We start from the raw sequence: 24,555 nt of genomic DNA, 5'->3' as shown, positions 1-24,555 counted from the left end.
TAAATAAGCATTGATCTACGACTTACTTGTTAACTAAGCGGCATAACACCGCCATCCCTGTATTACTTTTTCATCCAGATTTCGTCGCGGTAACCCGCTATAGTGTTGTCGCTTGAAAAACGCCCGCTTGCGGCGGTGTTTCTAATACTCATTTTTTGCCAACTATCTTGATCAAGATAGGTTTTTGCCACCTGTTCTTGTGCCAAGCAATAACTGTCAAAATCGGCAGCGGTCATCCATTGGTCGTTAGGGTCGACAATCGAGGCAATAATGTTGTCGAAAATACCCGGTTCGACCAAATTGAAATGAGCGCTTTTGAGCATGTCCATCACCCCATGAAGGGCTTTAGAATGTTCAACGATGTGCTGAGGCTGATAATTCATTCGGGCTTGGCTTACTTGATTAGCATCTAAGCCAAATAAGAAAAAGTTCTCATCACCCACTTCTTCAAGCATTTCAATATTGGCACCATCTAATGTGCCGATAGTCAAAGCACCATTCATCATGAATTTCATGTTGCCTGTACCTGAAGCTTCTTTACCTGCTGTTGATATTTGCTCAGATAAGTCGGTACCCGGACAAATTTTTTCCATCGCACTAACGTTATAGTTAGGCAGAAAAGCCATACGTAAATACGGCGTCACCAGTGGATCAGAATTGACCATATGGGCGACATTGCTTGCTAACTTAATGATTTGTTTTGCCATGGCATACCCTGGCGCAGCTTTGCCACCAATTAATACGCAACGGGGGACCATATCTTGAGTATCGCCATTTAAAATTCGACGATATAAATGAATAACATGCAAAATATTCAATAATTGGCGCTTGTATTCATGGATACGTTTTACTTGCACATCGAACATCATCAGAGGGTCAAATTCAACCCCACATTGCTGATGTACAAAAGTGGTTAACACTTGTTTATTCTCGAGTTTTATTTGCGCCCATTCCTTAACAAATGCTTTGTCACTGGTAAAAGCATTTAACGCGGTAAGACGTGATAAATCGTTAATCCACTCATCGCCTAAGCGTCGGCAAATCAACTCAGATAACTTAGGATTACAATACGCGAGCCAACGCCTAGGGGTGACACCGTTGGTTTTGTTATTAAATTTGTGGGGCCACAGTTGATAGAAGTCATTGAATAACCCTTCTTTAAGCAACTGAGTATGTAATCCCGCCACACCATTAACCGAAAAACTGGCAACAATCGCTAAATATGCCATCCGTATTTGCTGCTCGGGGCCTTCTTCAATAATCGACATGTTGGCCAATTTTTGAATATCTGCGGGCCAATGATGAGCCACTTGTTCAAGATAACGTGCATTGATTTCGAAAATAATTTCGACAATTCGCGGCAACATATTTTTCATCATCGGCACAGACCAACGCTCTAGTGCTTCTGGCAATAAAGTATGATTGGTATACGCCATAGATTCACTAGTGATCGCCCAAGCGGTATCCCAACTCAAGCCATATTGATCAAGTAACAACCGCATTAACTCAGGTACTGCAATGCTCGGGTGAGTATCATTAAGTTGCAACACGTTATGAGTACTAAACTGGCTAAAGTCTTCACCAAATTGACCGACGTAACGGGCCAGCAAGTCTTGTAAGCTGGCAGACGACAAAAAGTACTGTTGTCTTAACCGCAATTCTTTGCCGTTAACACTCGAATCATTGGGGTACAACACCATGGTGATTTGTTCGGCTAGGTTTTTCGTCGCGACGGCTTCAGCATAATCACCTTCGTTAAACTCTGCTAAATCAAACTCGTCATTGGCTTCTGCCTTCCACAAGCGCAGCGTATTAATTCGGCCATTTTTAAATCCTGGGATCGGCACGTCATAAGGCACGGCCAGTACATTTTGAGTTTCCGCCCACACATGGTGTCGATGCCCTTGTTTATCGACATAGGTTTCGGTATGGCCAAAAAAGGGAACCGTCACAATACGATTGGCAATACGGACTTCCCATGGATTACCGTGTCGTAACCAACGGTCCGGACGCTCAACTTGGTAACCATCGACAATTTTTTGCACAAACATGCCATATTGATAACGAATACCGTAACCAGTAACCGACAAATCTAAACTGGCACAACTGTCGAGGAAGCACGCCGCAAGTCGTCCAAGCCCGCCATTGCCTAAGCCCGCATCTTGCTCAACTTGCTCAAGCTCTTCTAAACTAGTCGCGTATTCTGTCATGACTTGTTGCGCATCGGCGGTAATGTCTAAACTCAGTAATGCATTACCTAATGCTCGGCCCATCAAAAACTCTAACGACAAGTAAGCCACTTGTTTTTGTTGGTATTGATTATCTTTTATCCGTGTTTGACGCCAGTTATCCAGCATTTGCTCTTTAACACTTTGCGCCACGGCATTAAACAATTCATGTTGCTCATGTTCATCGCGACATAAACCATAACGAATATGTCTGGCTAACGAGGCTGCTAAACTGTCGCAAGGTTCACAAGGCTCTGCATGAGAACTGAGCTGATTATCTGCTGCGGTTTGTGTTGCGACTTGGGTTTTACTACTGGTCTTACTGTTAGCTTTAGCTCGACTGGCACGGGCAGTCGGTTTAGTCGCACTGGCGTTAGTTTTCGCTGTGGTCATCAATTGCTCCTTGTAAACTCGGTATGAAATAACATTAAACTACGGCTGATTAAATTGACTTGCTGACTGGCATCCACCACCGGCTCACTTTCTTGGGTATGCAATAAACAATGCCAATAACGAAAGTGAGGCAATTGCGGTAATGTAAAGGTATGTGGGGACTCATCGACATTGATCATCAACAATAAGGCTTCAGTGCTTTCAGCAACGGCGCCAACATCGGCATCACCTAAATTACCGGTTAAAATAACGCTTAAGGTGCGGGTATGATGTTCACACCAATGTGATTTCGTCATCGCTTCACCTTGGCGGTTAAACCACGCTAAACCGTTATCGAATAATGCTTCTGGTTTATGAATAAATGCTTGATGACACAACATCGGAAAGCGTTTACGTAAGGTGATCAACTGAGCGGTAAAATTCACCAACGACCAATCTATTTGCTGCCAGTCGAACCAACCAATCGGATTGTCTTGGCAGTAGGCATTGTTATTACCTTGTTGAGTTTGGCTAGATTCATCGCCAGCCAATAGCATCGGCACCCCCTGAGATAGCAACAAGCACGTTAATAAATTGCGCTTTTGTCGGTTGCGAATGGCATTGATGGCGACATCGTCGCACTCGCCTTCTATGCCATAATTACTGCTACAGTTTTCTTGATGTCCATCGCGGTTGTCTTCACCGTTGGCCAAGTTATGACGATCGTCATAACTGACTACATCATGCAAACTGAAACCATCATGACTGGTGATAAAATTGATACTGGCTGCTGGCCCGCGACCGTTATGTTCAAAAAAGTCACTCGAGCCATGAAATCGTTTAGCAAATTCAGGTAACAAACCACTGTCACCGCGCCAGAATTTGCGCATAGCATCACGGTAACGGTCATTCCATTCACTGAATGCCACAGGGTAATTGCCTAACTGATAACCACCAGGTCCAATGTCCCATGGCTCAGCAATCAATTTCACTTTACACAGCACAGGATCTTGAGTGATGGCGTCAAAAAATCCACTTCCTGGGTCAAAGCCATAGGCTTCTCGTCCAAGGCAACTGGCTAAATCAAATCTAAATCCATCCACGCCCATTACTTCAACCCAATAGCGCAGCGAATCCATTACCAGCATCAGTACTTGGGGATGATTAAGATTAAAGGTGTTACCACAACCGGTATCGTTAATGTTAAAACGCTTATCATTGGGTAATAAACGGTAGTAACTGGCATTGTCGATCCCGCGGAAACCATACGTTGGCCCTAAATGGTTACCTTCTGCAGTATGGTTAAATACCACATCCAAAATGACTTCAATGCCTGCTCGATGAAGTGTAGAAACCATCTGCCTAAATTCAGCAATGTCATCCGATGCAGACAAATAAGCGCTGTGCGGCGCCATAAAAGCAATACTGTTATATCCCCAATAGTTATTGAGGCCCTTTTCAATTAAAAATGGCTCATCAAAAAAACCATGCACGGGTAATAGCTCTATACAGGTTATGCCTAAGTTTTGTAAATAATCGATGATAGGTTGGCTCGCTAAACCTGCAAAGGTGCCTTGTTGCTCGCTGCTGACCTTGGGATGCTGTTGGGTAAACCCTTTTATATGGGTTTCAAATATAATGCTGCGCGCAAGGCTAATATTAAGCGGCTCAATTGGAATATCATTGACAAAGCCGCAATCAATAACCTGTGCTTTAGGCACATATGGCGCACTATCTTGGGTATCAAATGACAAATCTTCGTCCCTGGCTTCAATGTCATAACCATAAAGCGCAGGATGATATATCACCTCGCCCACCAGCTTTTTTGCATAGGGATCGAGTAACAATTTATGATGATTAAAGCGATGACCTAATTGAGGTTGATATGGGCCAAAGACACGATAACCATACAATAGCCCTGCTTGTGCATCAGCAAGATGACAGTGCCAAATTTGTCGAGTTTGATCGCTCATGATGTATTGCGCGACCTCAACTTCTCCAGTGGCATCAAAGATACACAATACGACTTGAGTTGCATGCGCCGAAAACAACGAAAAATTCACCCCGTTATCATCGAGTGTCGCCCCTAGTGGATAAGGATAACCGCTGGTCATATCCATAACATGCCCCTGTAAAGTTGAAACCATAGTGTCTGTACCCACTTATTCCGTCGACTCATCTAGCTTTCTGGTTCGTCAGTTCGTTCGTCCAGTTCTGGAGCCCAAATGCTGCAACCTAACGGAGGGACAGTAATGACAATACTGTGTGACATGCCCTGCCATGGCGTCGCTTGAACTTCACAGGGATTATCATTGACGACGTGACTGCCGCCATAGTGACGATGGTCGCTGTTGAGCATTTCGCTGTAGCATTGCTCCGCAGGTACACCCACTCTGAAATCGTGATAAACCTGTGGAGACATGTTGACCACAATCACGACATGTTGTTGCTTATCCATGCCAAAACGACAAAATACTAAAATGTTATTTTCAGCATTGTTGCAGTCGAGCCATTGGAAACCGTCGCTATGATGATCACGTTGATATAAGGCAGGATATTGTTGATAGCATTGATTGAGATCGCGCACCCAATCTTGCACACCTTGATGTGGTGCATAGGTTAATAAATGCCAGTCGAGGCTCTGGTTATGGTTCCATTCGTTGCGCTGGGCAAACTCGTTACCCATAAACAACAGTTTTTTGCCCGGATGGGTCCACATAAAGCCATAATAAGCGCGTAATGTGGCGAACTTCTGCCAGTCATCACCAGGAATTTTATGCAGTAACGAGCCCTTACCGTGAACCACTTCATCATGACTGAGTGACAAAATAAATTGTTCGGTAAAAGCATAAACTAAGCTAAAAGTGAGCTCTCCATGGTGATAACGCCTAAAAAGGGGATCGCAACTGATATAACGCAGTGTGTCGTTCATCCAGCCCATATTCCACTTAAAGCCGAATCCTAAGCCATTATTACTGGTGGCTTGTGTCACACCAGGCCATGCGGTGGACTCTTCAGCAATCATGTTAATACCAGGAAAACACTGATACATACGTGCGTTTAATTCTTGCAGAAAGCTGATTGCCTCAAGGTTTTCACGACCGCCAAACTCATTGGGGATCCATTGATCCGCTGTACGGCTATAATCGAGATAGAGCATTGACGACACAGCATCAAGGCGTAAGCCATCAAAATGAAATTCATCTAGCCAGTAATGCGCATTACTGTATAAAAAACTGCGCACTTCCGCGCGGCCATAGTTATAAATTAATGTATCCCAATCCGGATGTTCGCCTTTACGGGGATCGTCATGTTCATATAAGCAACTGCCGTCAAACCGTACCAAACCGTGAGGATCGCGAGGAAAATGAGCTGGCACCCAATCGAGTAACACCGCAATGCCTTGCTGGTGGCATGCATCGATAAAAGCTTTAAGGCCATTGGCATCACCAAAGCGATACGTCGGCGCAAATAACCCCACGGGTTGATAACCCCAAGAGCCATCGAACGGATATTCACTGATTGGCATTAGCTGTAAATGGGTAAAGCCCATTTCTTTGATATAAGGCACCAACTCGGCTATTAACTGCGAGTAATCGGTATAATCTTGGCCGTCATCCCCGTTGCGGCGCCATGAGGCTAATTGCACTTCATAAATAGACATAGGTTGTACATGTGGTTGATGACTTGCCCGTTCTGTTAACCATTGACTATCTTGCCAGTCATAGCCTTCTACTCGAGGTACTTTCGACGCATTATGAGGTGACGGTTGCATGGCGACCGCATAAGGATCGGACTTAATGACTTGATTGCCATGCATATCGCTAATGGCATATTTATAGTGCTGATCGGGTTCAACCTCGGCAATGAAAATATCCCACAGCCCACTGGCTGGATGATGGCGCAACACATGGCGCTTATTGTCCCATAAATTAAAATCACCAATCACCGCAACTTGCTTAGCATTTGGCGCCCAAACACAAAAATGAACCCCTTTTACATCGTGATGTTCACGCCAATTAGCGCCTTGAAAATGGTATGTTTGCAGCTGGCTTCCTTCGCCAAATAAATACACATCGTCAGGATTAAGTAGACTGTCAAATTGATATGGGTCGGTGATAAGCTGCTCACACAACGGATATTGCACCCGTAATAGATAAGCAAAATGGTTAACTCTGCGGCCCATTTTACCGGCAAATAAACCTTGTTCATTCACTTGCTCAAGCGTCGCCACTTTACGTCGATCTTTAGCATTCAACACATCAACACTGAGCGCACCAGGTATTAAGCAACGAACAACCAGCGCTTTATCATCATTAACACTGTGCATACCAAGCAGTGAAAACACATCGGTGTACTCACCATTTAATAAGGCCATTTCACTACCTTGTTGAAAATACGGGGTCGCTACTGTCATATTTAATGATCCATTAATGAGCAAGTTTATCGGATGACTATGTGTTTACTGCACTTGTGTTAACTGCACTGGCGTGAGTTCGGGACTTTCGCGCCGATGCTATCGCTTCAAGACGTTGCTGCACTTTAGGGCTTTGGGACATTTGTTTGATAGACAGGGGTAATCGGCGTTGCCAATTAGGGAACTCTTTCCAAGTACCGGGAATATTTACCCCGTGTTTATCAGCGACTAAATCACTTAATTGCACACTAAATAGTTGTGCATTGCCCTTAGCAGCAACGCGGATCCAAGCCAACAACACACTATCAAAATCTAATTGTTCGGCTGATGTCATGGGGGTTGGTAGCTCAAATGCTTGTTCGCGGATAAGCAAGTCAATCAATTGCTGTTTTTCTTGCTGACGCTGGTCCATGACCTGATGTAACTTGTCATCGGTTTCAATCAATTCAAGTTGACGTCGTAGGCGTAAATCCGCAGCAAACCACCACGCAGAAAGTGTCGGTACATCGTGATTAGCCAACATCATCAGGCTTTGACGTTTATAGTCTTGTGGTGGTTTGAACCCATTATGGTCTTTACAGAAATAAAATAATTCATTTGATAAAATGCCCGCTTGGTGTAAACACGACACAATCTCTGGTGGTACTATGCCTAAATCTTCGCCAATTACGATGCAACGAGCACGCTGGCTTTCTAAACAAACAATGGCGAGCAAGGTGTCCAGCGGATAATATACATAGCAACCTTTACCAAGTTCTTCATGCAGAGGCCACCACCACAAACGTAGTAATCCCATAACATGATCAATTCTCAGCGCGCCGCAGCTTTGCATATTACTGCGAACCAATTGGATAAAATGGCTAAAATTATGCTGCTTTAATTTCACGGGGTCGAATGGGGTTAAGCCCCAATTTTGGCCTTGCTCAGCAAAAGGATCTGGTGGTGCGCCGATACTGGCGTTATCACAAAACAAATCTGCATTGGCACTAATTTCAGCGCCATGACTCACCGCACCTACGGCCAAATCACGAATAAGCCCAATACTCATACCGCATTGTTTTGCATTCAACTGACAAGCTTGTAATTGTTCATCGGCGACAAATTGCAGATACAAATAAAAGCCAACATCTTGAGTGAAATATTTAGATGCTAATTCCACTTCGACGGTAACAAACTGCATCAACGCAGCTTCATCTTGTACAACAAACTCTTTATAGGCCTTGTATCTTGGGGTTTCTAGCTTGATGTGGTGAGAACAAAATATTTGATACATTTTCTCGAATGCTGCGTATTTAAGACTGTGCACTTCATCGTAATTAATAAGATGTGCTTGATTCAGTACTAACCTTTTTTGCTGCCATTTTTGTGATGATAACTGCCCATTAAGGGCTTTATATTCATGAACGGCTTCTATTTGTATGTACAAGGGATTTAACCGACGGCGGTCTGTTGGACTGTATGGACTGGGGTTATCTGGCTGGCTTATGTCTACTGCATGTAATGGATTGAGAAGAATAAAATCAGCACCAGCATGGGCAGCGTACTCAATAAGCTCAGCTAAATTGCCAAAATCACCAATGCCCCATTGCGCATCATTACGCAATGCATACAGTTGCGCATTAAGCCCCCAAGATTGCTTACTGCTGTTAAGTGGTTGCACTAGGCGACCTTGATAAGCTGTAGACGGTGCAACCATCAACTGTCCATGTAAGGTATCTTTATGCTGAGGATCGTTAATAAACGCTAAATCGAGTTGGTGATAACCTAAATGTAATTTAGCTTTATCAAGTATTAAACGATATTGGCAATAACGTTGATCATTAATATGATATTCGCCAGCAATAACACAATCACTCACATCGGCATTCACCGAAATTGTGTCAATATTTTCACCGCTGATGGTCACCACAAACTCAAATGAATAATGCTCTGGCAGATAGATATCAACATGAGGCTTATCAATAGTACACCACTGAAAACCATGTAGCGGTACCAACCAAGGCTGTACATCGAGTTGCGCTATTCTGGCGTCTATCTTTGGTGGTGATAAATGCTGCTGAGTAAAAGGCTGTACATCGAATAGTTGCTGGTCAGGCTTATTCATACCATGAAGGTGTTCATGTTGATCAAACGACGATTGCAACAACATTGTCGTTAAAATGCCCTGCCTGTCCTTAGCAGGTATGTGAACAAGATTACCGAAACAATCGATAAACTCTGCCCCAACGCCTTGCAAATATAGCAACTTCTCTAGTCCCATATTTGTCTTCCTCGCGATAATTAACTGCATTAATTCCAGCAGTTACCATGCCAGTTCATCATAACAAATTGACGACAGATTAATTGCAGTAAGATGACAATGGCTATTCATTAAAAATCATATAGTTACTAAAGAAAGGTTAAGATTGTATTGCTCGTTTAATACGCTTGTTTTAAGTTTGTTTTTTGCACAAAAATAGTGCGCAACAATCAAATCAGTGCATATTATCTATGGATTTCAAGTGGAAGCGCCTTAAAAAGAGGCAGTTGATATCATTGCTATTATGATTTTGTATTGCCAATGGCTTAAGTCTTAAAACTGCTCTGGCTCAATTACCCTATGTAGATGTTTAAGCCTTATAACGCCACGGTTAACAGTGATGCTTGTTACTGAAATAGAATAGCCAATTAATACTTCTGTTATGCTAGCTGTATCGCTATTGTCAGCGGTGGGGTGATAATCTCTTCGTTCCAAAGTACCACGCAGGGTTGATTCCAGATCACAACATCCCTTGTCATTAACAGGATACACACGTAATAAATGAATAAACACGAATTCACTTTGCGCTACAACTTACATTGTTTGCGTTCGACAATTGCTTCTGCGCCCCCGTCGTACCTTGGCCGCGAAGCCGCGGTATTAATCCCTGTGATCGAAATAGAGCAACAATTACATATTATTTTAACCCGACGTCCGATGCATTTACGTCACCATCCTGGGCAAATTAGCTTTCCTGGCGGCAAAGTTGAGCCAAATGATATTAATGCCATCCACACCGCGCTGCGCGAAGCTCACGAAGAAATTGGCTTATTGGCAGATAATGTGGATATTTTAGGTGTGTTTCCAGCTCATAAAACCTTTACTGGTTTCGAGATCACCCCTGTCGTGGCAATGATAAAGCAGCCATTTGAACTGATTCTCGATCCCGGTGAAGTGGATGATTGTTTCTCAGTACCATTGAATTTTTTTATTGAGCGCAGTAACCGTCATAAAATGTTTCATTATCGCCACGGCGCACATTATCAAGTGCACTTTATGCCATTTGAAGACAAATTTATTTGGGGGGTAACGGCAGCCATCATAGATTTACTGTGCCACCATATAGCAGATAACTAATCACTGTAGGCACATGACGTAAACAGCCAATTGATGGTTGATTAGCTTAGAACTATTGTTCCAAGCATCATCAGCGTTATTCTACACCACGTAACGAATATACAAACCGGCTGCGAGTGATACCAAAAACAACAATGGAATATTGACCCAAAAACCAATTCGAGTGGTGGCTTTTGCATAAAAGTTTACCAGCAGATTCAAAAAGCTGACCCCAGCACACCACCATATTAAGTATTCTAATTTAATGGTTAACTCAGGGTCCCAGTTTAATCGTACCGATGCGCCTTTACTCAAAAAATAACCTACCGCACGATCAGGTCTGGCTTCGCCAAAAATAATCAATGCATAAATGGCTAAGCTCCAGCCTAATAACGACAAAACGGTCAATACAACCTGTATAATTCCTAAACGAGACATGGCCTTTCCTTGGTTTACGAGAGAATATAAAGGCTAATTAGCCATATATTTAACCGACATACTCAAAAGTATCACATTAATCACCCTAGAATAGCGTTTTCAGCTTGAGAAAAGCCACCAGCAAGGTAAGATAAACCCCAATTTTATATTTATATTCTATACGTTGGAGAATAAAGCAACAATGAGCATTGCATCTGTCGCTTCTGTATTTAAAGGTGAACACGCCGTTGGTTCGCAAGTCACTGTCCGTGGCTGGGTAAGAACTCGTCGTGATTCAAAAGCGGGTATCTCTTTCTTGGCCGTGTATGACGGTTCATGTTTCGACCCTATTCAAGGTGTCTTGCCTAATAGCCTAGCCAATTACAATGACGATGTATTGAAATTGACTGCTGGCTGCTCTGTCGTAATGACGGGTGAAGTAGTTGCCTCTCCTGGCGCTGGTCAAGCATTTGAATTACAAGTCACTGAAATAGTGGTTACGGGTTTTGTAGACGATCCAGATACTTACCCAATGTCGGCCAAACGCCACTCTATTGAGCATTTACGTGAACTTGCCCATCTACGCCCGCGTACTAACATTATTGGTGCAGTAGCCCGTGTACGTAACTGCTTATCACAAGCGATTCACCGCTTCTATCATCAAGAAGGATTTATCTGGGTATCTACCCCGTTAATTACCGCTTCTGACTGTGAAGGTGCGGGCGAAATGTTCCGCGTGTCGACCTTAGACATGGAAAATCTACCTCGCACTGCTGACGGTAAAGTCGATTACGATAAAGATTTTTTCGGTAAAGAATCATTTTTAACCGTGTCGGGTCAGTTAAACGCTGAAACTTATGCTTGTGCGTTATCGAAAGTATATACTTTTGGCCCAACGTTCCGTGCTGAAAACTCAAACACCACTCGCCACCTTGCAGAATTCTGGATGGTTGAGCCTGAAGTGGCATTCGCAACGTTAGATGATGCGGCTGAGTTAGCGGAAAGAATGCTTAAATTCGCGTTTAGCGCAGTGCTTGAAGAACGCATGGATGATTTAAACTTCTTTAACGAACGTGTTGATAAAACCGTTATCGAACGTTTACAAGCATTCGTTAGCAGTGACTTTGCTCAAGTGGATTACACTGATGCGGTTGAAATCCTTAAAAACTGTGGTAAGAAGTTTGAATTCGCAGTTGAATGGGGTATTGATTTACAATCTGAGCACGAACGCTACTTAGCTGAAGAGCATTTTAAAGCGCCTGTTGTCGTTAAGAACTACCCGAAAGACATTAAAGCTTTCTATATGCGCTTAAACGATGATGGCAAGACTGTTGCAGCAATGGACGTATTGGCACCAGGTATTGGTGAGATTATCGGTGGTGCACAGCGTGAAGAGCGTTTAGACGTGCTTGATATGCGTTTAGCTGAAATGGATTTAAGCCAAGAAGATTACTGGTGGTATCGTGACCTACGTCGTTATGGCACCGTACCTCATTCAGGTTTTGGTTTAGGTTTCGAGCGTTTAGTGTCGTATGTTACTGGCGTTAACAACATTCGTGATGTTATCCCATTCCCACGCGCCCCACGTTCAGCCAGTTTCTAATTATCTCGATAATATGAAATGACAAAAACGCGCCATTTGGCGCGTTTTTTATTAGCTTTACCATATGGTTTTTAGGATATTTCAGTATCAGTATTTTAATTTATAGTGTTCAAACTGACTAAATCCATAGATTTATTAGAGAGAGATCTGATAACAATGCAATGAAAATGACACATATTATATGACACGTTATTCTATACATATTGCAAGCTGTAGCACTTATTAAGTCAAAGGTATTTCTATGAATATAAAGTTCTCAATTAAGAGAATGCTCCAAATTACCATTATGCTAACGTTAACTGCGTTGACACTATTAGCTTGGGTTATGAGTGTTCAGCAATCACGTATACATGTAAATGTTAAACATGAAGAACAACAAGTTAATGCCATATTTGCCTTAAAAGATACTCGTTATTTTGTCGTGCAAATACAGCAATTTCTAACAGATGTCGGTGCAACAAAAAGTGATGAAGCAAAGTCAGAAGCACTCGAAAGTAAGCAAAGCGCCCTAGAACATATTGAAAAATTGATTCAATATGCTCCTGAATTTACCGTTCAGGCACAAAACATTAAACGCCAAGTTAATTCATTACATGATTCAGGCATAAAAATGGCTGATGCCTATTTGACTCAAGGAACTGATGCCGGCAATTTATTAATGAAAAGCGCTGGTGGTTTTGATGATGCGGCTGGCGATTTAGCTGATAACTTAGATCTATTGGCTCAAAAACTCGATCAGCAATTTATACTCACCGTTAATGAAACTCTCAGGGCAACCACTACCGCTGCTAGAGTGCAATTATGGGGAAGCATTGGCATAGGATTGTTTATTGTGATCATTATGATAGTGCTATACCAACGTATTTTAACACCACTTAAAAAACTTGATGATTCAATGCGCAATGTGGCCTCTGGCGCCAAAGATTTAACCGCAAGGTTAGATGATAGCAGTGATGATGAAATTGCCAAAGTTGCCGCCAGTTTTAATGCGTTTGTTGGTAATATTGGCGAATTAATTACTGACTTTAATCATAATACCCAACAATTAGGTACAGCAAGCGACCAATTAACTTTGGCTAGTAACGAAACGTTGAGTGGGATGCAGCGACTACAAAGTGAAACTGAACAAGTCGCTATCGCTATGAATCAAATGCAAGCCACCGTCATTGAAGTTGCTAATAATGCAGAGTTAGCCGCTCAAGCAGCTCAAGAATCTGATGCACAAGCACTGCATGGTGACAACATTGTCAAGAAAACGATTACTTCGATTGATCATCTTGCTAAAGGGGTTGAACAAGCCGCTAATGCACTCTATCAATTGCAAAAAGATGCCGATAATATTGGCACTATCTTAGAAGTCATTCGAGGAATTGCAGATCAAACCAACTTACTGGCTCTGAATGCTGCTATTGAGGCTGCGCGTGCAGGAGAGCAAGGACGAGGTTTTGCTGTTGTCGCTGATGAAGTGCGCACCCTAGCAAAACGAACTCAAGATTCGACTAACCAAATTCAGCAAATGATTGGCCAATTACAATCAGGCGTAAAAGGAGCCGTGACAGTAATGGCATCGAGTCGAGAGCAAGCCATTAACAGTACGGAGCAAGCGGCGCAAGCTGGTGATGCGCTAAGCAAAATTACTCAGTCTGTGGCGACAATAGCCAATATGGCGACTCAAATAGCGACCGCAGCAGAAGAACAAACTGCAGTAAGCGATGAAATTAATCGTAATATTGTCAATATTAGCGATGAAGCTCGTTTGACAGTGACCAATGCCCAGCAATCAAATACTGCCAGTATCCAAGTTGGTCAGTTATCACAACAGTTAAGAGCTCAAATTGGTCAATTTAAAATCAATTAACTGACGCTACAATGTCATCTAGAGAACATTCTCAGCCAGTTTTTCATATTTTCATTGATAAACTGGCTATCTATTTTCACCTAAAATTATATTTTTCAGTAAATTAACTGTTTACAATGATCAGGTCACGTAAATGTTTGACGTCATCACGCACGGCAGCAGCTTGTTCAAACTCTAGGTTCTTAGCGTGTTCATGCATTTGTTTTTCCAATTTATCAATTTGATGACTCAAATCGGCAATACTGGTGTATTTCGCTCGCTCTTCTGCCACTTCAGCAAATTTAGAGTGATTTTTACGAGTACCTTTACTGAAGTTAGTGTCACCTACATCCATTACATCGGTAATACTCTTCACTACTCCACGAGGCACAATACCGAGTTTAAGGTTATGTAGGTGTTGCTTTTCACGGCGACGCTCTGTTTCCCCCATGGCTTTAGCCATTGAGTTTGTTATTCGGTCCGCATATAGAATGACTTTACCGTTAACGTTACGAGCAGCACGGCCGATGGTCTGAATAAGTGATCTCTCTGAACGTAAAAAGCCTTCTTTGTCTGCATCTAAAATGCACACTAATGACACTTCAGGCAGATCTAGCCCTTCACGTAATAAGTTAATGCCAATCAGTACGTCAAAACGTCCCAAGCGTAAATCACGAATAATTTCAACTCGTTCAACGGTATCAATGTCCGAATGTAAATAACGAACTTTAACCCCATGCTCGTCAAGGTATTCACTCAGGTCTTCAGACATCCGTTTAGTTAATGTGGTCACCAGCACACGCTCATTAACCGCCACGCGTTTGTGGATCTCAGACAAAAGATCATCAACTTGAATGCCCACAGGCCGAACTTCCAACACAGGATCAAGTAATCCAGTTGGCCTTACTACCTGCTCAGCAATCTCGCCGGTACTTTTTTCAAGCTCGTATAAACTAGGCGTAGCTGAAACAAAAATGGTTTGCGGCATTAATCGTTCAAACTCTTCAAACATTAACGGCCGATTATCTAGTGCTGATGGTAATCGAAACCCATACTCTACTAAGTTCATTTTCCTGCTTCTATCACCTTTGTACATAGCGCCAATTTGCGGTACCGTCACATGCGATTCATCAATAATCAGCAAACCGTCCGCAGGTAAATAATCTAATAATGTTGGTGGACCTTCTCCAGGCGATCTGCCTGATAAATATCGAGAGTAGTTTTCAATCCCGGAGCAATATCCTAGCTCGACCATCATTTCTATGTCGTATTGAACTCGCTCAGTGATCCGCTGAGCTTCAATCAATTTATTGTTATCGAGTAGATATTGACGACGTTCTCTGAGTTCTTCTTTAATATCTTCAGTTGCCGCTAAAATTTTCTCTCTTGGTGTCACATAATGCGTTTTGGGATAAATGGTGGCACGCGCTATTCGTTTGTTAATCTGTCCGGTCAAGGGATCAAACTCACTTAAGCGTTCTATTTCGTCGTCAAATAATTCTATTCGAATGGCTTCGCGTTCAGATTCTGCTGGAAAAATATCTATCACTTCACCGCGAACTCGATATGTCCCGCGTTGTAACTCAATGTCATTGCGTTTGTATTGTAATTCACTGAGCCGAATGAGGATGTCACGTTGGCCCATAAAATCGCCTTGACGCAAATGCAATAACATCTTCATATAAGAATCAGGATCGCCTAAACCATATATGGCTGACACTGAAGCAATAAGCACCACATCTTTACGCTCTAATAACGCTTTAGTGGCCGATAAACGCATTTGCTCGATGTGGGCATTCACCGATGCATCTTTTTCAATAAAGGTATTAGAAGCGGGTACATAAGCTTCTGGTTGATAGTAATCATAATAAGAAACAAAATATTCAACCGCATTATGCGGAAAAAACTCTTTCATTTCGCCATAGAGTTGCGCGGCAAGTGTTTTGTTAGGCGCCATAATAATGGTTGGCCTGCCCATTTGCTTAATCACATTCGCGATAGTATAGGTTTTACCTGACCCTGTTACGCCTAATAACGTTTGGCTAGCAACGCCAGACTCTAAGCCATCTACTAATTTTTTTATTGCTGTAGGTTGATCGCCGGCGGGTTCGAATTTGGACTCTAGGGAAAATACTGACTCTGACACAACATGGTTTCCTATTCTATTGAACCAATTATCATATACCTAAACACAGGTTAATGGCGATACATAATAGTACTAAACCTCTGGTGTTTTTACTTGAGGCAGTAACTATATTGAAGGAAAAATTGCAGAATATTATTTAATATTGGTGTGTTTCATGCAGATCATTATCTGTCACTTGGTTCTTCAATATGACAGCATAATGATCGTAATATGAAAGTTATAAACAAATCGATTCGATCAGTATTTAAGGCCAAAAATGCGCTAAAAATCGAGCTTAAAGCACAATTTAATACACAATCTACTATTCAAAGAGATTACAATTTTGCAATTGACAGAACAGTGAAAAAATAAAGTTGTTGATTTTTGTATCTGCTTGATTAAAAACAACTTAACTTATCGCTAAATATTTGTACCAATTTAAGTCCGACTCAAGCGCAACAAGGGCTAGCCGCTTATTTACAGTAGAAGTCCACAAGTTTATCCACAGATTTAGTGGATAAGTCACAAAAGCCCAATACTACTGCGGGGTAGCGAGCAAGTGAGTTTCATAAAAACGTAAGAAAATTGTGATGAAATTTAATTACATTTGCACATTAATACGAAAGATAGCGACAATAGTTCAGTTGCTGTTTTAAATTTGTAGTCGCCTCATATATTAGCAACGCCTTGAACACCGATCAACATTGCGATCAGTGAACGCTGACGCTAGTACACATTCAACAAATATCACCTCCCTCGTATCGCTAAACATGGTTGACTCAGCCGAAGCTATGGCTGGTGAATATTAGCCATACTCAAATTGATTATTTTCAGCCACGTCTGAGTATTTAGTGATAACTGCACTATAGAACTCATCAAGGTGTCGACAATATAGTTATAATGCCACTGGTGATAGCTGGGTAATCTCAACGGCTAAAAACAACAATGTACAACAATGTACAACAATGTATTATCGGTTTAAAAGCTCGTTTGCGCTATGTATCGATGCTTTGCTGAGTTAAATATCATCAACATACTTTGACTCAAGAAGCTGTCGATAAAAACATAACTCAATCTCATAACTCAATCTCATAAGATCAACCTTAATTTAGGATAATAAAGAATTATCACATCACAAAGTTTGCACTATCAGTTTGCTTAAAGTGACATTGACTTGCAATAAGCCCCCTTTTCACATGTAAAATCAGCTTAATGAGTGCAACAAATAGTAAGTTTGATATTGCTGACTTGCCATAAATCCGTTTTTACCGATCTATACAATCTCTGTATCCCGAATTGAACTTATATCAACACGGTTTTCAGTTCCGCCATAAAACCACACCGACGAGATAGCCGAAAAAACACAACGATAGACATCAAAAACATGATGTATACAAAAATATTGTCTTTATAATCGTGGAAATGAATGTTGTGAGTAAGTGATTCATTTTGTTTTCATTGTTTAAAAATCGACACAAATGCCCAAAAGTCGTTCACGATGTGTGTTTGGTAACCAATTAGTCACATAAATGCGTTTTTTTTTATAACTCGAGTTGACTCAGTTACCAGAGCGTTTTACTATGCGCTCCGTTCTCAGCAATACATTGCTAAAAACGCTTCCCCAGTAGTTCAGTTGGTAGAACGGCGGACTGTTAATCCGTATGTCACTGGTTCGAGTCCAGTCTGGGGAGCCAATTTAGTATGCAGAGTTGAGATGTAAGCGTAATTCCCCAATAGTTCAGTTGGTAGAACGGCGGACTGTTAATCCGTATGTCACTGGTTCGAGTCCAGTTTGGGGAGCCATCGTTTACTGTTATCGAAATAATTCCCCAATAGTTCAGTTGGTAGAACGGCGGACTGTTAATCCGTATGTCACTGGTTCAAGTCCAGTTTGGGGAGCCATCGAGATAACACATTTGAAATAATACGCTTCCCCAATAGTTCAGTTGGTAGAACGGCGGACTGTTAATCCGTATGTCACTGGTTCGAGTCCAGTTTGGGGAGCCATTTCAAATTAAGTATTTATAGTAATAATTAATTCCCCAGTAGTTCAGTTGGTAGAACGGCGGACTGTTAATCCGTATGTCACTGGTTCGAGTCCAGTCTGGGGAGCCATTATTAAACGCAACATTAAACGCAACAATATCCACAGAAATCCCGCAACGTTATCATCTGCAAAACACACTCTTGCTCAACCTACCCTATAATTTCAATATTTTAATCAATAGTTTAATTTACCTTAACTATAATCGCTTATTCATCGGTATTAGTTAGTACTAAATCGCTAGTTTTTCTATTATAAATAATACCTTAGATTAGTAATCATTTAATCTCATTTCTGCTATGATGATATTGGTTATTATATAAACTATTTAAAGCATTATTACTTAAAGCATTATATTATTGATTAAATACCACGGTCGAACATCTACAGCACGACATTTGTGCAAGACCGAGCAAATTTAGCCATACACTCATAGGAATTGTTGTTTTATGGGCTTATCGAAATCCTTTCAGCTTGTCCTTTTTATCGTGTTCGGTTTATTAATTTTTCGAATTTACACGGTCGAAAACAACGAAGTACAAGAACAAGGTGAAATAGCACGAGCTAATTACCAGCAATACGTGCAAACCATTGATCAATGGCAGGGTAGCGGAGAAGCGCTATACCAACGTATGTCTACAGCGTTTTCTTTTCAATTTTTCCAATATATCCATAATACTGACAGCAATGAAAATTATACTCATGGCAGTTTACTTCGCCCTTCTGATGATTTTGCCAGCGAGATTTTTAATATTGAATTAGGCCATGTGCATGATTTTCCTGACGGGCGTTTACAAGTTAGATTAGACACCGCGAGTGTGTTGTCCCCTAGTTTTAATGACTTAGAGCAAACTGCGACGTTATTGATTACCGCTTATATTGCTTTGATGTTGTTATTTGCGGTGTTAATGCAATTACATCGTAAAAGAATTAACTATGCCGCCGAATACATTACTCATATTCCAGACTTATCGTTCCTAGCCATTGAGAAATCTCGCTTCCCAGGTGTGCTCCATCCCATCGGCAAAGCATTAGAAACATGTCGTAGCCAATTAAAACTCAGTTTAGATCGCGTACGCAAAGAAAATGAACAATTAACTAAAGCGGCATATCAAGATCCCGTGAGTGGCTTTTCTACTCGACAACGCTTTACACAACATATTGACACTATAAGCAAAACAGATAAACAACAGCATGGTGTCCTCGTTGTTATTAAGGCCGCAGAACTGGCAACGATTAACCAACTACATGGGCGTGCTGCTGGTGATGATTATTTAGCTAAACTGGCTACTTGTATTCGAAAGTCAGTTACAAACCTCGGATTGAGTGAGTGTTTTCGGGTATCTAGCGGTGATTTTGCTGTTTTCATTGAAAGTATTACTCTTAAAGAGGGTGAACGATTTTTAGAGCAACTTAAGCGTCATCTTGATGAATATGCCCAGAGTATCAAGAGTGACTCTATTGCTCATGCGGGTATGGTGCCTTATCAACAAGGAAATGAACCATTAGCATTGATGGCATTAGCCGATACCGCTGTCAGCGTGGCACAAACGCTCGGACCCAATCGCTACTATCAATTAGAAAAATTATCAGCGAATGAACAATTTGGTAATAACCATTGGAAAGTGACCATTGACGACTTAATTAACCGTCGAAGTATTAAATTTTATCAACAACCTATTCAGCCCTGTAATAATGACACCGAAGTTTACCGTGAACTTTTGGCTCGATTTTATAACTCCGAAGGTAAACCTTTACCCACAACCACTGTGATTGCGATGGCTGAGCGTTATGGTATGAGTGTAGAGCTCGATAAAATGATAGTCACTCAAACCATTAAAGTGTTAAGTGAAAACCCCAGTATTTCAGGCCAAATGGGGGTAAACATTAGTGCTTCTTCTGCTCTGCAAGAGAGTTTTACCGTGTGGTTGAAGGATATATTATCTAAACACCGTGGTACTGCGGCTAGATTAGTGTTTGAACTCAATGAGTCTGGAATGCAGGCTAACTTAGAGTCTAGTCATAAATTTGTCACAGAGATCCATAAAGTTGGCGCAAAAGTCGCTGTCGAACGCTTTGGTTTAGGTTTTACCTCATTTAAATTTTTCCGCGAGGTCCGTCCTGACTTTATCAAATTGGACAGCAGTTATAGTGATAATATTGAACAGGATAACAACAATAAATTCTTTATCCGGATGATTGTTGATATCGCCAAACGCATTAGTATTCGAGTCATTGCCACGGGTGTTGAAAAACAAGATGAAAAACTCACCCTTGAAAAACTTTTAGTGGATGGACTACAAGGATATTATATTGCTAAACCTGAAGTATTGTTAACTAAACAGTAAAAACAACGTTAACAAACGGTAAAAATAACGATTTTATGTCAAGGTTAAACATTTTATGTTTAACCTTATTTTTTATCCGTTGTTTATCGGCGCCAAACCTAAGATAATACTAGGATCTATTGGTCAAAAAATTGTAGCAATGACAGAGTATCTTCTCTTGTTGATCGGCACAGTGCTGGTGAATAACTTCGTTCTGGTAAAATTCTTAGGTCTATGCCCTTTTATGGGGGTGTCGAGCAAATTGGCGTCAGCAATTGGCATGTCGATGGCAACCACGTTTGTGTTGACCCTAGCCTCTATTCTGAGTTATCTCACCAATGAATTTTTACTGCAGCCATTTGACCTCAACTACTTACGTACAATGAGCTTTATTTTGGTTATTGCCGTCGTAGTGCAATTTACCGAGATGGTTGTGCAAAAAACCAGTGCATCTTTACATCGTGCTCTGGGCATTTACTTGCCACTTATCACGACTAACTGCGCTGTATTAGGCGTCGCTTTACTTAACGTCAATGAAGACCATAACTTTATTCAATCGGCTATTTATGGTTTTGGTGCTGCAGTTGGCTTCTCATTAGTGTTAATTTTGTTTTCGGCCATGCGCGAGCGATTAGCCGCTGCAGACGTGCCCTTGCCTTTTAAAGGTGGCGCAATTGCCATGATCACCGCCGGTTTAATGTCATTAGCCTTTATGGGGTTTGCGGGGCTAGTTAGCTAATGGTATCGAATATATTAATTGCTGTTGCTGTATTAAGCGTTTTAGCATTAGTGTTTGGCGTCATTTTAGGTTTTGCTTCAAAAAAATTCAAAGTTGAAGGTAATCCTATTATTGATCAAGTTGAAACCCTGCTTCCGCAAACTCAATGCGGTCAGTGTGGTTATCCTGGTTGTCGCCCCTATGCTGAGGCTATCGCTAACGGCGATAAAATCAATAAATGCCCTCCTGGTGGTACTGCTACCATGGAAAAGATTGCCGAGCTTATGGGGGTTGAACCTGAAGCATTAGGCGAAGAGGCACAAGCCAGTATTAAAAAAGTAGCTTATATCCGTGAAGATGAATGTATTGGTTGTACCAAATGTATTCAAGCCTGCCCAGTTGATGCCATTTTAGGTGCTGGTAAATTAATGCATACCGTTATTGCCAAAGATTGTACCGGCTGTGACTTATGTGTTGAGCCTTGCCCTGTCGATTGTATTGATATGATCCCAGTTGAAACCACAATACAAAATTGGGATTGGAAATTACGCACGATCCCTATCAACGTGATCAATACAGAGCAAGAGGACAAACGGTGCTAACGTTATTAGAGCAATTAGATAAAGGTACTTTGTGGCGCTCTCCTGGCGGGATCCATCCACCTGAACTTAAATCACTTTCCAACCAAAGCACCATATCACCTTTGCCACTGCAATCGCGATTTGTGATACCGGTTCCTCTTGTTGGTCAACAAGCGACCTTGAGTGTCAAGGTCGGCGACCAGGTATTAAAAGGACAACCACTCACTGAAGGTGCTGGTTTTATTTATTTACCCGTCCATGCCCCTACTTCCGGGACCGTTGTCGCGATAGAGCAACACGGTAGCAATCATCCCTCTTCATTGCCTGTGCTGAGTTGCATTATCGAAGCCGATGGACATGATACTTGGTGTGAACTTACCTCAAATCAGATTGAACAACTGTCCAAAGCCGATATTTTAGCCAAAATAAGGCAAGCAGGTATTGCAGGAATGGGCGGCGCAGCGTTTCCCAGTCATGTAAAACTCAACCCCGCGAGTGAAATCGATTTAATCATTATTAATGGGGTGGAGTGCGAACCTTACATTAGTGCTGATGATCGATTAATGCGTGAATACAGTGATGAAATATTAACTGGTATTAGTATCATTCAGCATTTGCTTAACGCACAACGTATTATTATCGCTATTGAAGATAATAAACCTGAAGCGGCTCAAGCAATGGAGTCTGCTATTCGTCGCAGCTCATTACCTAACGATATGATCCGTGTCACCGTTATTCCGACAAAGTACCCGTCAGGCGGCGAAAAACAACTTATTCAAATTATTACCGGCAAAGAAGTGCCCAGTGGAGCCATTCCTGCTCAACTTGGTATTGTTATGCATAACGTCGGTACCGCCTATGCCATTCAAGAAGCGGTATTACAGGGTAAACCACTCATTGAACGCGTAGTGACGTTAACCGGTGAATCCATCGGTAAACCTGGAAACTATTGGCTGAGAATTGGCACTACAGTAGCTGATGCCCTCAGCCAAGTCGGTTTTGAACCGCAGAGTTCACAAAAAGTCATTGTCGGCGGTCCGATGATGGGATACGCGTTGAGTGATCTTGATGTGCCAATATCAAAAGGAACCAACTGTTTATTGGCACCAAGCCAAGCAGAAATAGCTCCTGATCCAGATGAGAAAGCCTGTATTCGTTGTGGTGAGTGTGCAGTCGCCTGCCCCGCGTTATTGTTACCGCAACAGCTATTCTGGCACGCCAAAGCGGAGGAATACGACAAAGCGGCAAGTTTTAACTTAAAAGATTGTATTGAATGCGGTTGTTGCAGCTACGTATGCCCAAGTGACATTCCTTTAGTTGAATATTATCGGGTCGCGAAATCAGCGTTGAAGAATACCGCAGAAGAAAAACTACAAGCTGAAAAAGCAAAAATTCGTTTCGAAACACGCTTACAACGACTTGAAGATGAAAAAAATGCTCGAGAAGAAAAGTCAAAACAAGCAGCTGCCAAACGCCAAGCAAATATGAAGTCGGGTGATAAAGATGCGGTAGCCGCTGCTATGGCACGTATCGCCGCTAAAAAAGCCCAGGCTGCAGAAGGCATAACTGCTGATACTGCTGTAACAACATCTGATAATGATGCACCAAAAGCAGCAATAGACAGTACCAGCGCGAAGAAAACAGCAGTTAATGCCGCTATTGAACGTGCGAAAGCTAAAAAAGCCGCCTTTGCAGCTCAGTCTAAAGTAGATAATCAAAGTGATGTAGCTGCGGTCACAACGGATATAACTAACGAGAACATTGACCCCGTTAATGATAAAAAAGCACAAATTGCTGCTGCAGTTGCTAGAGCTAAAGCCAAGAAAGCAGCATTAGCCAATGTGTCTGCCGTGGCAGATGATGTGAGCGGCGATAAAGCTCGCGATACCGCAAACGAAGTTAATCCAGCAAGCCAAACAGATACAACCATTGCAACGAGCCCTGTCGATGACAAAAAAGCTAAAATTGCTGCGGCCGTAGCCAAAGCGAAAGCCAAGAAAGCAGCATTAACCAATGAATCTGCCGTGGCAGATGATGTGAGCGACGATAAGGCTAATAATTGGGCAAACGAAGTTAATCCAGATACAACCATTGCAGCAAGCCCTGTCGATGACAAAAAAGCTAAAATTGCTGCGGCCGTAGCCAAAGCAAAAGCCAAGAAAGCAGCATTAGCCAATGAATCTGCTGTGGCAGATGATGTGAGCGCCGATCAGTCTCGCGATACCGCAAACGAAGTTAATTCAGATACAACCATTGCAGCAAGCCCTGTCGATGACAAAAAAGCTAAAATTGCTGCCGCGGTTGCCAAAGCGAAAGCCAAGAAAGCGGCATTAGCTGGTGATTCTAGCCCGACAAATGACGTAGACGGCGATCAGACTCGCGATACCGCAAACGAAGTGAACCCAGCAATCGAAATTGATACAACCATTGCAGCAAGCCCTGTCGATGACAAAAAAGCTAAAATTGCTGCCGCGGTTGCCAAAGCGAAAGCCAAGAAACTCGCTAACAGTGCTAAGCAAGAGGAACTATAA

13 protein-coding genes and 5 tRNA genes are annotated in these 24,555 nt (G+C 42.0%); 12 read left to right on the top strand and 6 right to left on the bottom strand.

Going from position 1 to position 24,555, the window contains the following annotated elements; translation table 11 throughout:
• Positions 1-62: 62 nt before the first annotated feature.
• Genes HNW13_RS06140 through malQ form a run of 4 tightly spaced genes read right to left on the bottom strand, consistent with a single transcriptional unit; the run spans position 63 to position 9,277 of the window.
• Positions 63-2,621: a glycogen/starch/alpha-glucan phosphorylase gene (locus tag HNW13_RS06140; protein ID WP_192115009.1), complete on the bottom strand. Its 2,559-nt coding sequence runs from the start codon at positions 2,619-2,621 to the stop codon at positions 63-65.
• Positions 2,621-4,720 (bottom strand): glycogen debranching protein GlgX, encoded by a 2,100-nt coding sequence (gene glgX, locus HNW13_RS06135; RefSeq protein ID WP_243756174.1) that lies wholly within the window; start codon positions 4,718-4,720, stop codon positions 2,621-2,623. The genes HNW13_RS06140 and glgX overlap by 1 nt, the downstream gene beginning before the upstream one ends.
• A gap of 59 nt (positions 4,721-4,779) precedes the next feature.
• Positions 4,780-7,017 carry a 1,4-alpha-glucan branching protein GlgB gene (glgB, locus tag HNW13_RS06130; RefSeq protein WP_192115011.1) on the bottom strand — a complete coding sequence of 746 codons (2,238 nt, stop codon included), beginning with the start codon at positions 7,015-7,017 and terminating at the stop codon, positions 4,780-4,782.
• A 37-nt stretch (positions 7,018-7,054) separates the two neighbouring features.
• Positions 7,055-9,277: a 4-alpha-glucanotransferase gene (gene malQ / locus HNW13_RS06125; protein ID WP_192115012.1), complete on the bottom strand. Its 2,223-nt coding sequence runs from the start codon at positions 9,275-9,277 to the stop codon at positions 7,055-7,057.
• A gap of 540 nt (positions 9,278-9,817) precedes the next feature.
• On the opposite strand from malQ, the gene HNW13_RS06120 reads away from it, so the two are divergent.
• Positions 9,818-10,393, top strand: coding sequence for a CoA pyrophosphatase (locus HNW13_RS06120; protein ID WP_192115013.1), 576 nt, complete (start codon positions 9,818-9,820; stop codon positions 10,391-10,393).
• An 81-nt stretch (positions 10,394-10,474) separates the two neighbouring features.
• Here the strand turns inward: HNW13_RS06120 and HNW13_RS06115 are convergent, their stop codons facing one another.
• Positions 10,475-10,810: a hypothetical protein gene (locus tag HNW13_RS06115; protein WP_011637624.1), complete on the bottom strand. Its 336-nt coding sequence runs from the start codon at positions 10,808-10,810 to the stop codon at positions 10,475-10,477.
• Between the two features lie 181 nt (positions 10,811-10,991).
• Between HNW13_RS06115 and asnS the strand changes: the two genes are divergently transcribed.
• Both asnS and HNW13_RS06105 read left to right on the top strand, forming a co-directional pair.
• Positions 10,992-12,392: an asparagine--tRNA ligase gene (gene asnS, locus HNW13_RS06110; protein WP_101087044.1), complete on the top strand. Its 1,401-nt coding sequence runs from the start codon at positions 10,992-10,994 to the stop codon at positions 12,390-12,392.
• A 241-nt stretch (positions 12,393-12,633) separates the two neighbouring features.
• Positions 12,634-14,250 carry a methyl-accepting chemotaxis protein gene (locus tag HNW13_RS06105; protein ID WP_192115014.1) on the top strand — a complete coding sequence of 539 codons (1,617 nt, stop codon included), beginning with the start codon at positions 12,634-12,636 and terminating at the stop codon, positions 14,248-14,250.
• 103 nt (positions 14,251-14,353) lie between these two features.
• On the opposite strand, the gene uvrB is transcribed toward HNW13_RS06105, so the two are convergent.
• Complete coding sequence (gene uvrB / locus HNW13_RS06100; RefSeq protein WP_192115015.1) at positions 14,354-16,375, bottom strand: excinuclease ABC subunit UvrB; 2,022 nt, start codon at positions 16,373-16,375, stop codon at positions 14,354-14,356.
• Between the two features lie 1,597 nt (positions 16,376-17,972).
• Between uvrB and HNW13_RS06095 the strand changes: the two genes are divergently transcribed.
• From HNW13_RS06095 to rsxC, 9 genes are all read left to right on the top strand, one after another.
• Positions 17,973-18,048: transfer RNA gene (locus tag HNW13_RS06095), tRNA-Asn, on the top strand.
• A gap of 33 nt (positions 18,049-18,081) precedes the next feature.
• Positions 18,082-18,157 (top strand) — tRNA-Asn (locus tag HNW13_RS06090).
• 23 nt (positions 18,158-18,180) lie between these two features.
• Positions 18,181-18,256: transfer RNA gene (locus HNW13_RS06085), tRNA-Asn, on the top strand.
• Between the two features lie 29 nt (positions 18,257-18,285).
• A tRNA-Asn gene (locus HNW13_RS06080) sits at positions 18,286-18,361 on the top strand.
• A 32-nt stretch (positions 18,362-18,393) separates the two neighbouring features.
• Positions 18,394-18,469 (top strand) — tRNA-Asn (locus tag HNW13_RS06075).
• 378 nt (positions 18,470-18,847) lie between these two features.
• Positions 18,848-20,746 carry a GGDEF domain-containing protein gene (locus HNW13_RS06070; protein ID WP_101087039.1) on the top strand — a complete coding sequence of 633 codons (1,899 nt, stop codon included), beginning with the start codon at positions 18,848-18,850 and terminating at the stop codon, positions 20,744-20,746.
• Positions 20,747-20,885: 139 nt separating this feature from the next.
• A complete protein-coding gene (rsxA, locus tag HNW13_RS06065; protein ID WP_101087227.1) occupies positions 20,886-21,464 on the top strand; it encodes an electron transport complex subunit RsxA in 579 nt (192 codons plus the stop codon).
• The gene (rsxB, locus tag HNW13_RS06060) at positions 21,464-22,045 is read left to right on the top strand and encodes an electron transport complex subunit RsxB (protein ID WP_192115016.1); all 582 of its coding nucleotides are present in this window, start codon (positions 21,464-21,466) and stop codon (positions 22,043-22,045) included. The genes rsxA and rsxB overlap by 1 nt, the downstream gene beginning before the upstream one ends.
• Positions 22,039-24,555, top strand: a complete 2,517-nt coding sequence (gene rsxC, locus HNW13_RS06055) for an electron transport complex subunit RsxC (protein WP_192115017.1) — start codon at positions 22,039-22,041, stop codon at positions 24,553-24,555. The genes rsxB and rsxC overlap by 7 nt, the downstream gene beginning before the upstream one ends.

The organism is Shewanella sp. BF02_Schw (genome assembly GCF_014596695.2).
In the GTDB taxonomy this organism is placed as follows: Bacteria; Pseudomonadota; Gammaproteobacteria; order Enterobacterales; family Shewanellaceae; genus Shewanella.
This window is presented reverse-complemented; position numbering and strand designations above follow the sequence as displayed.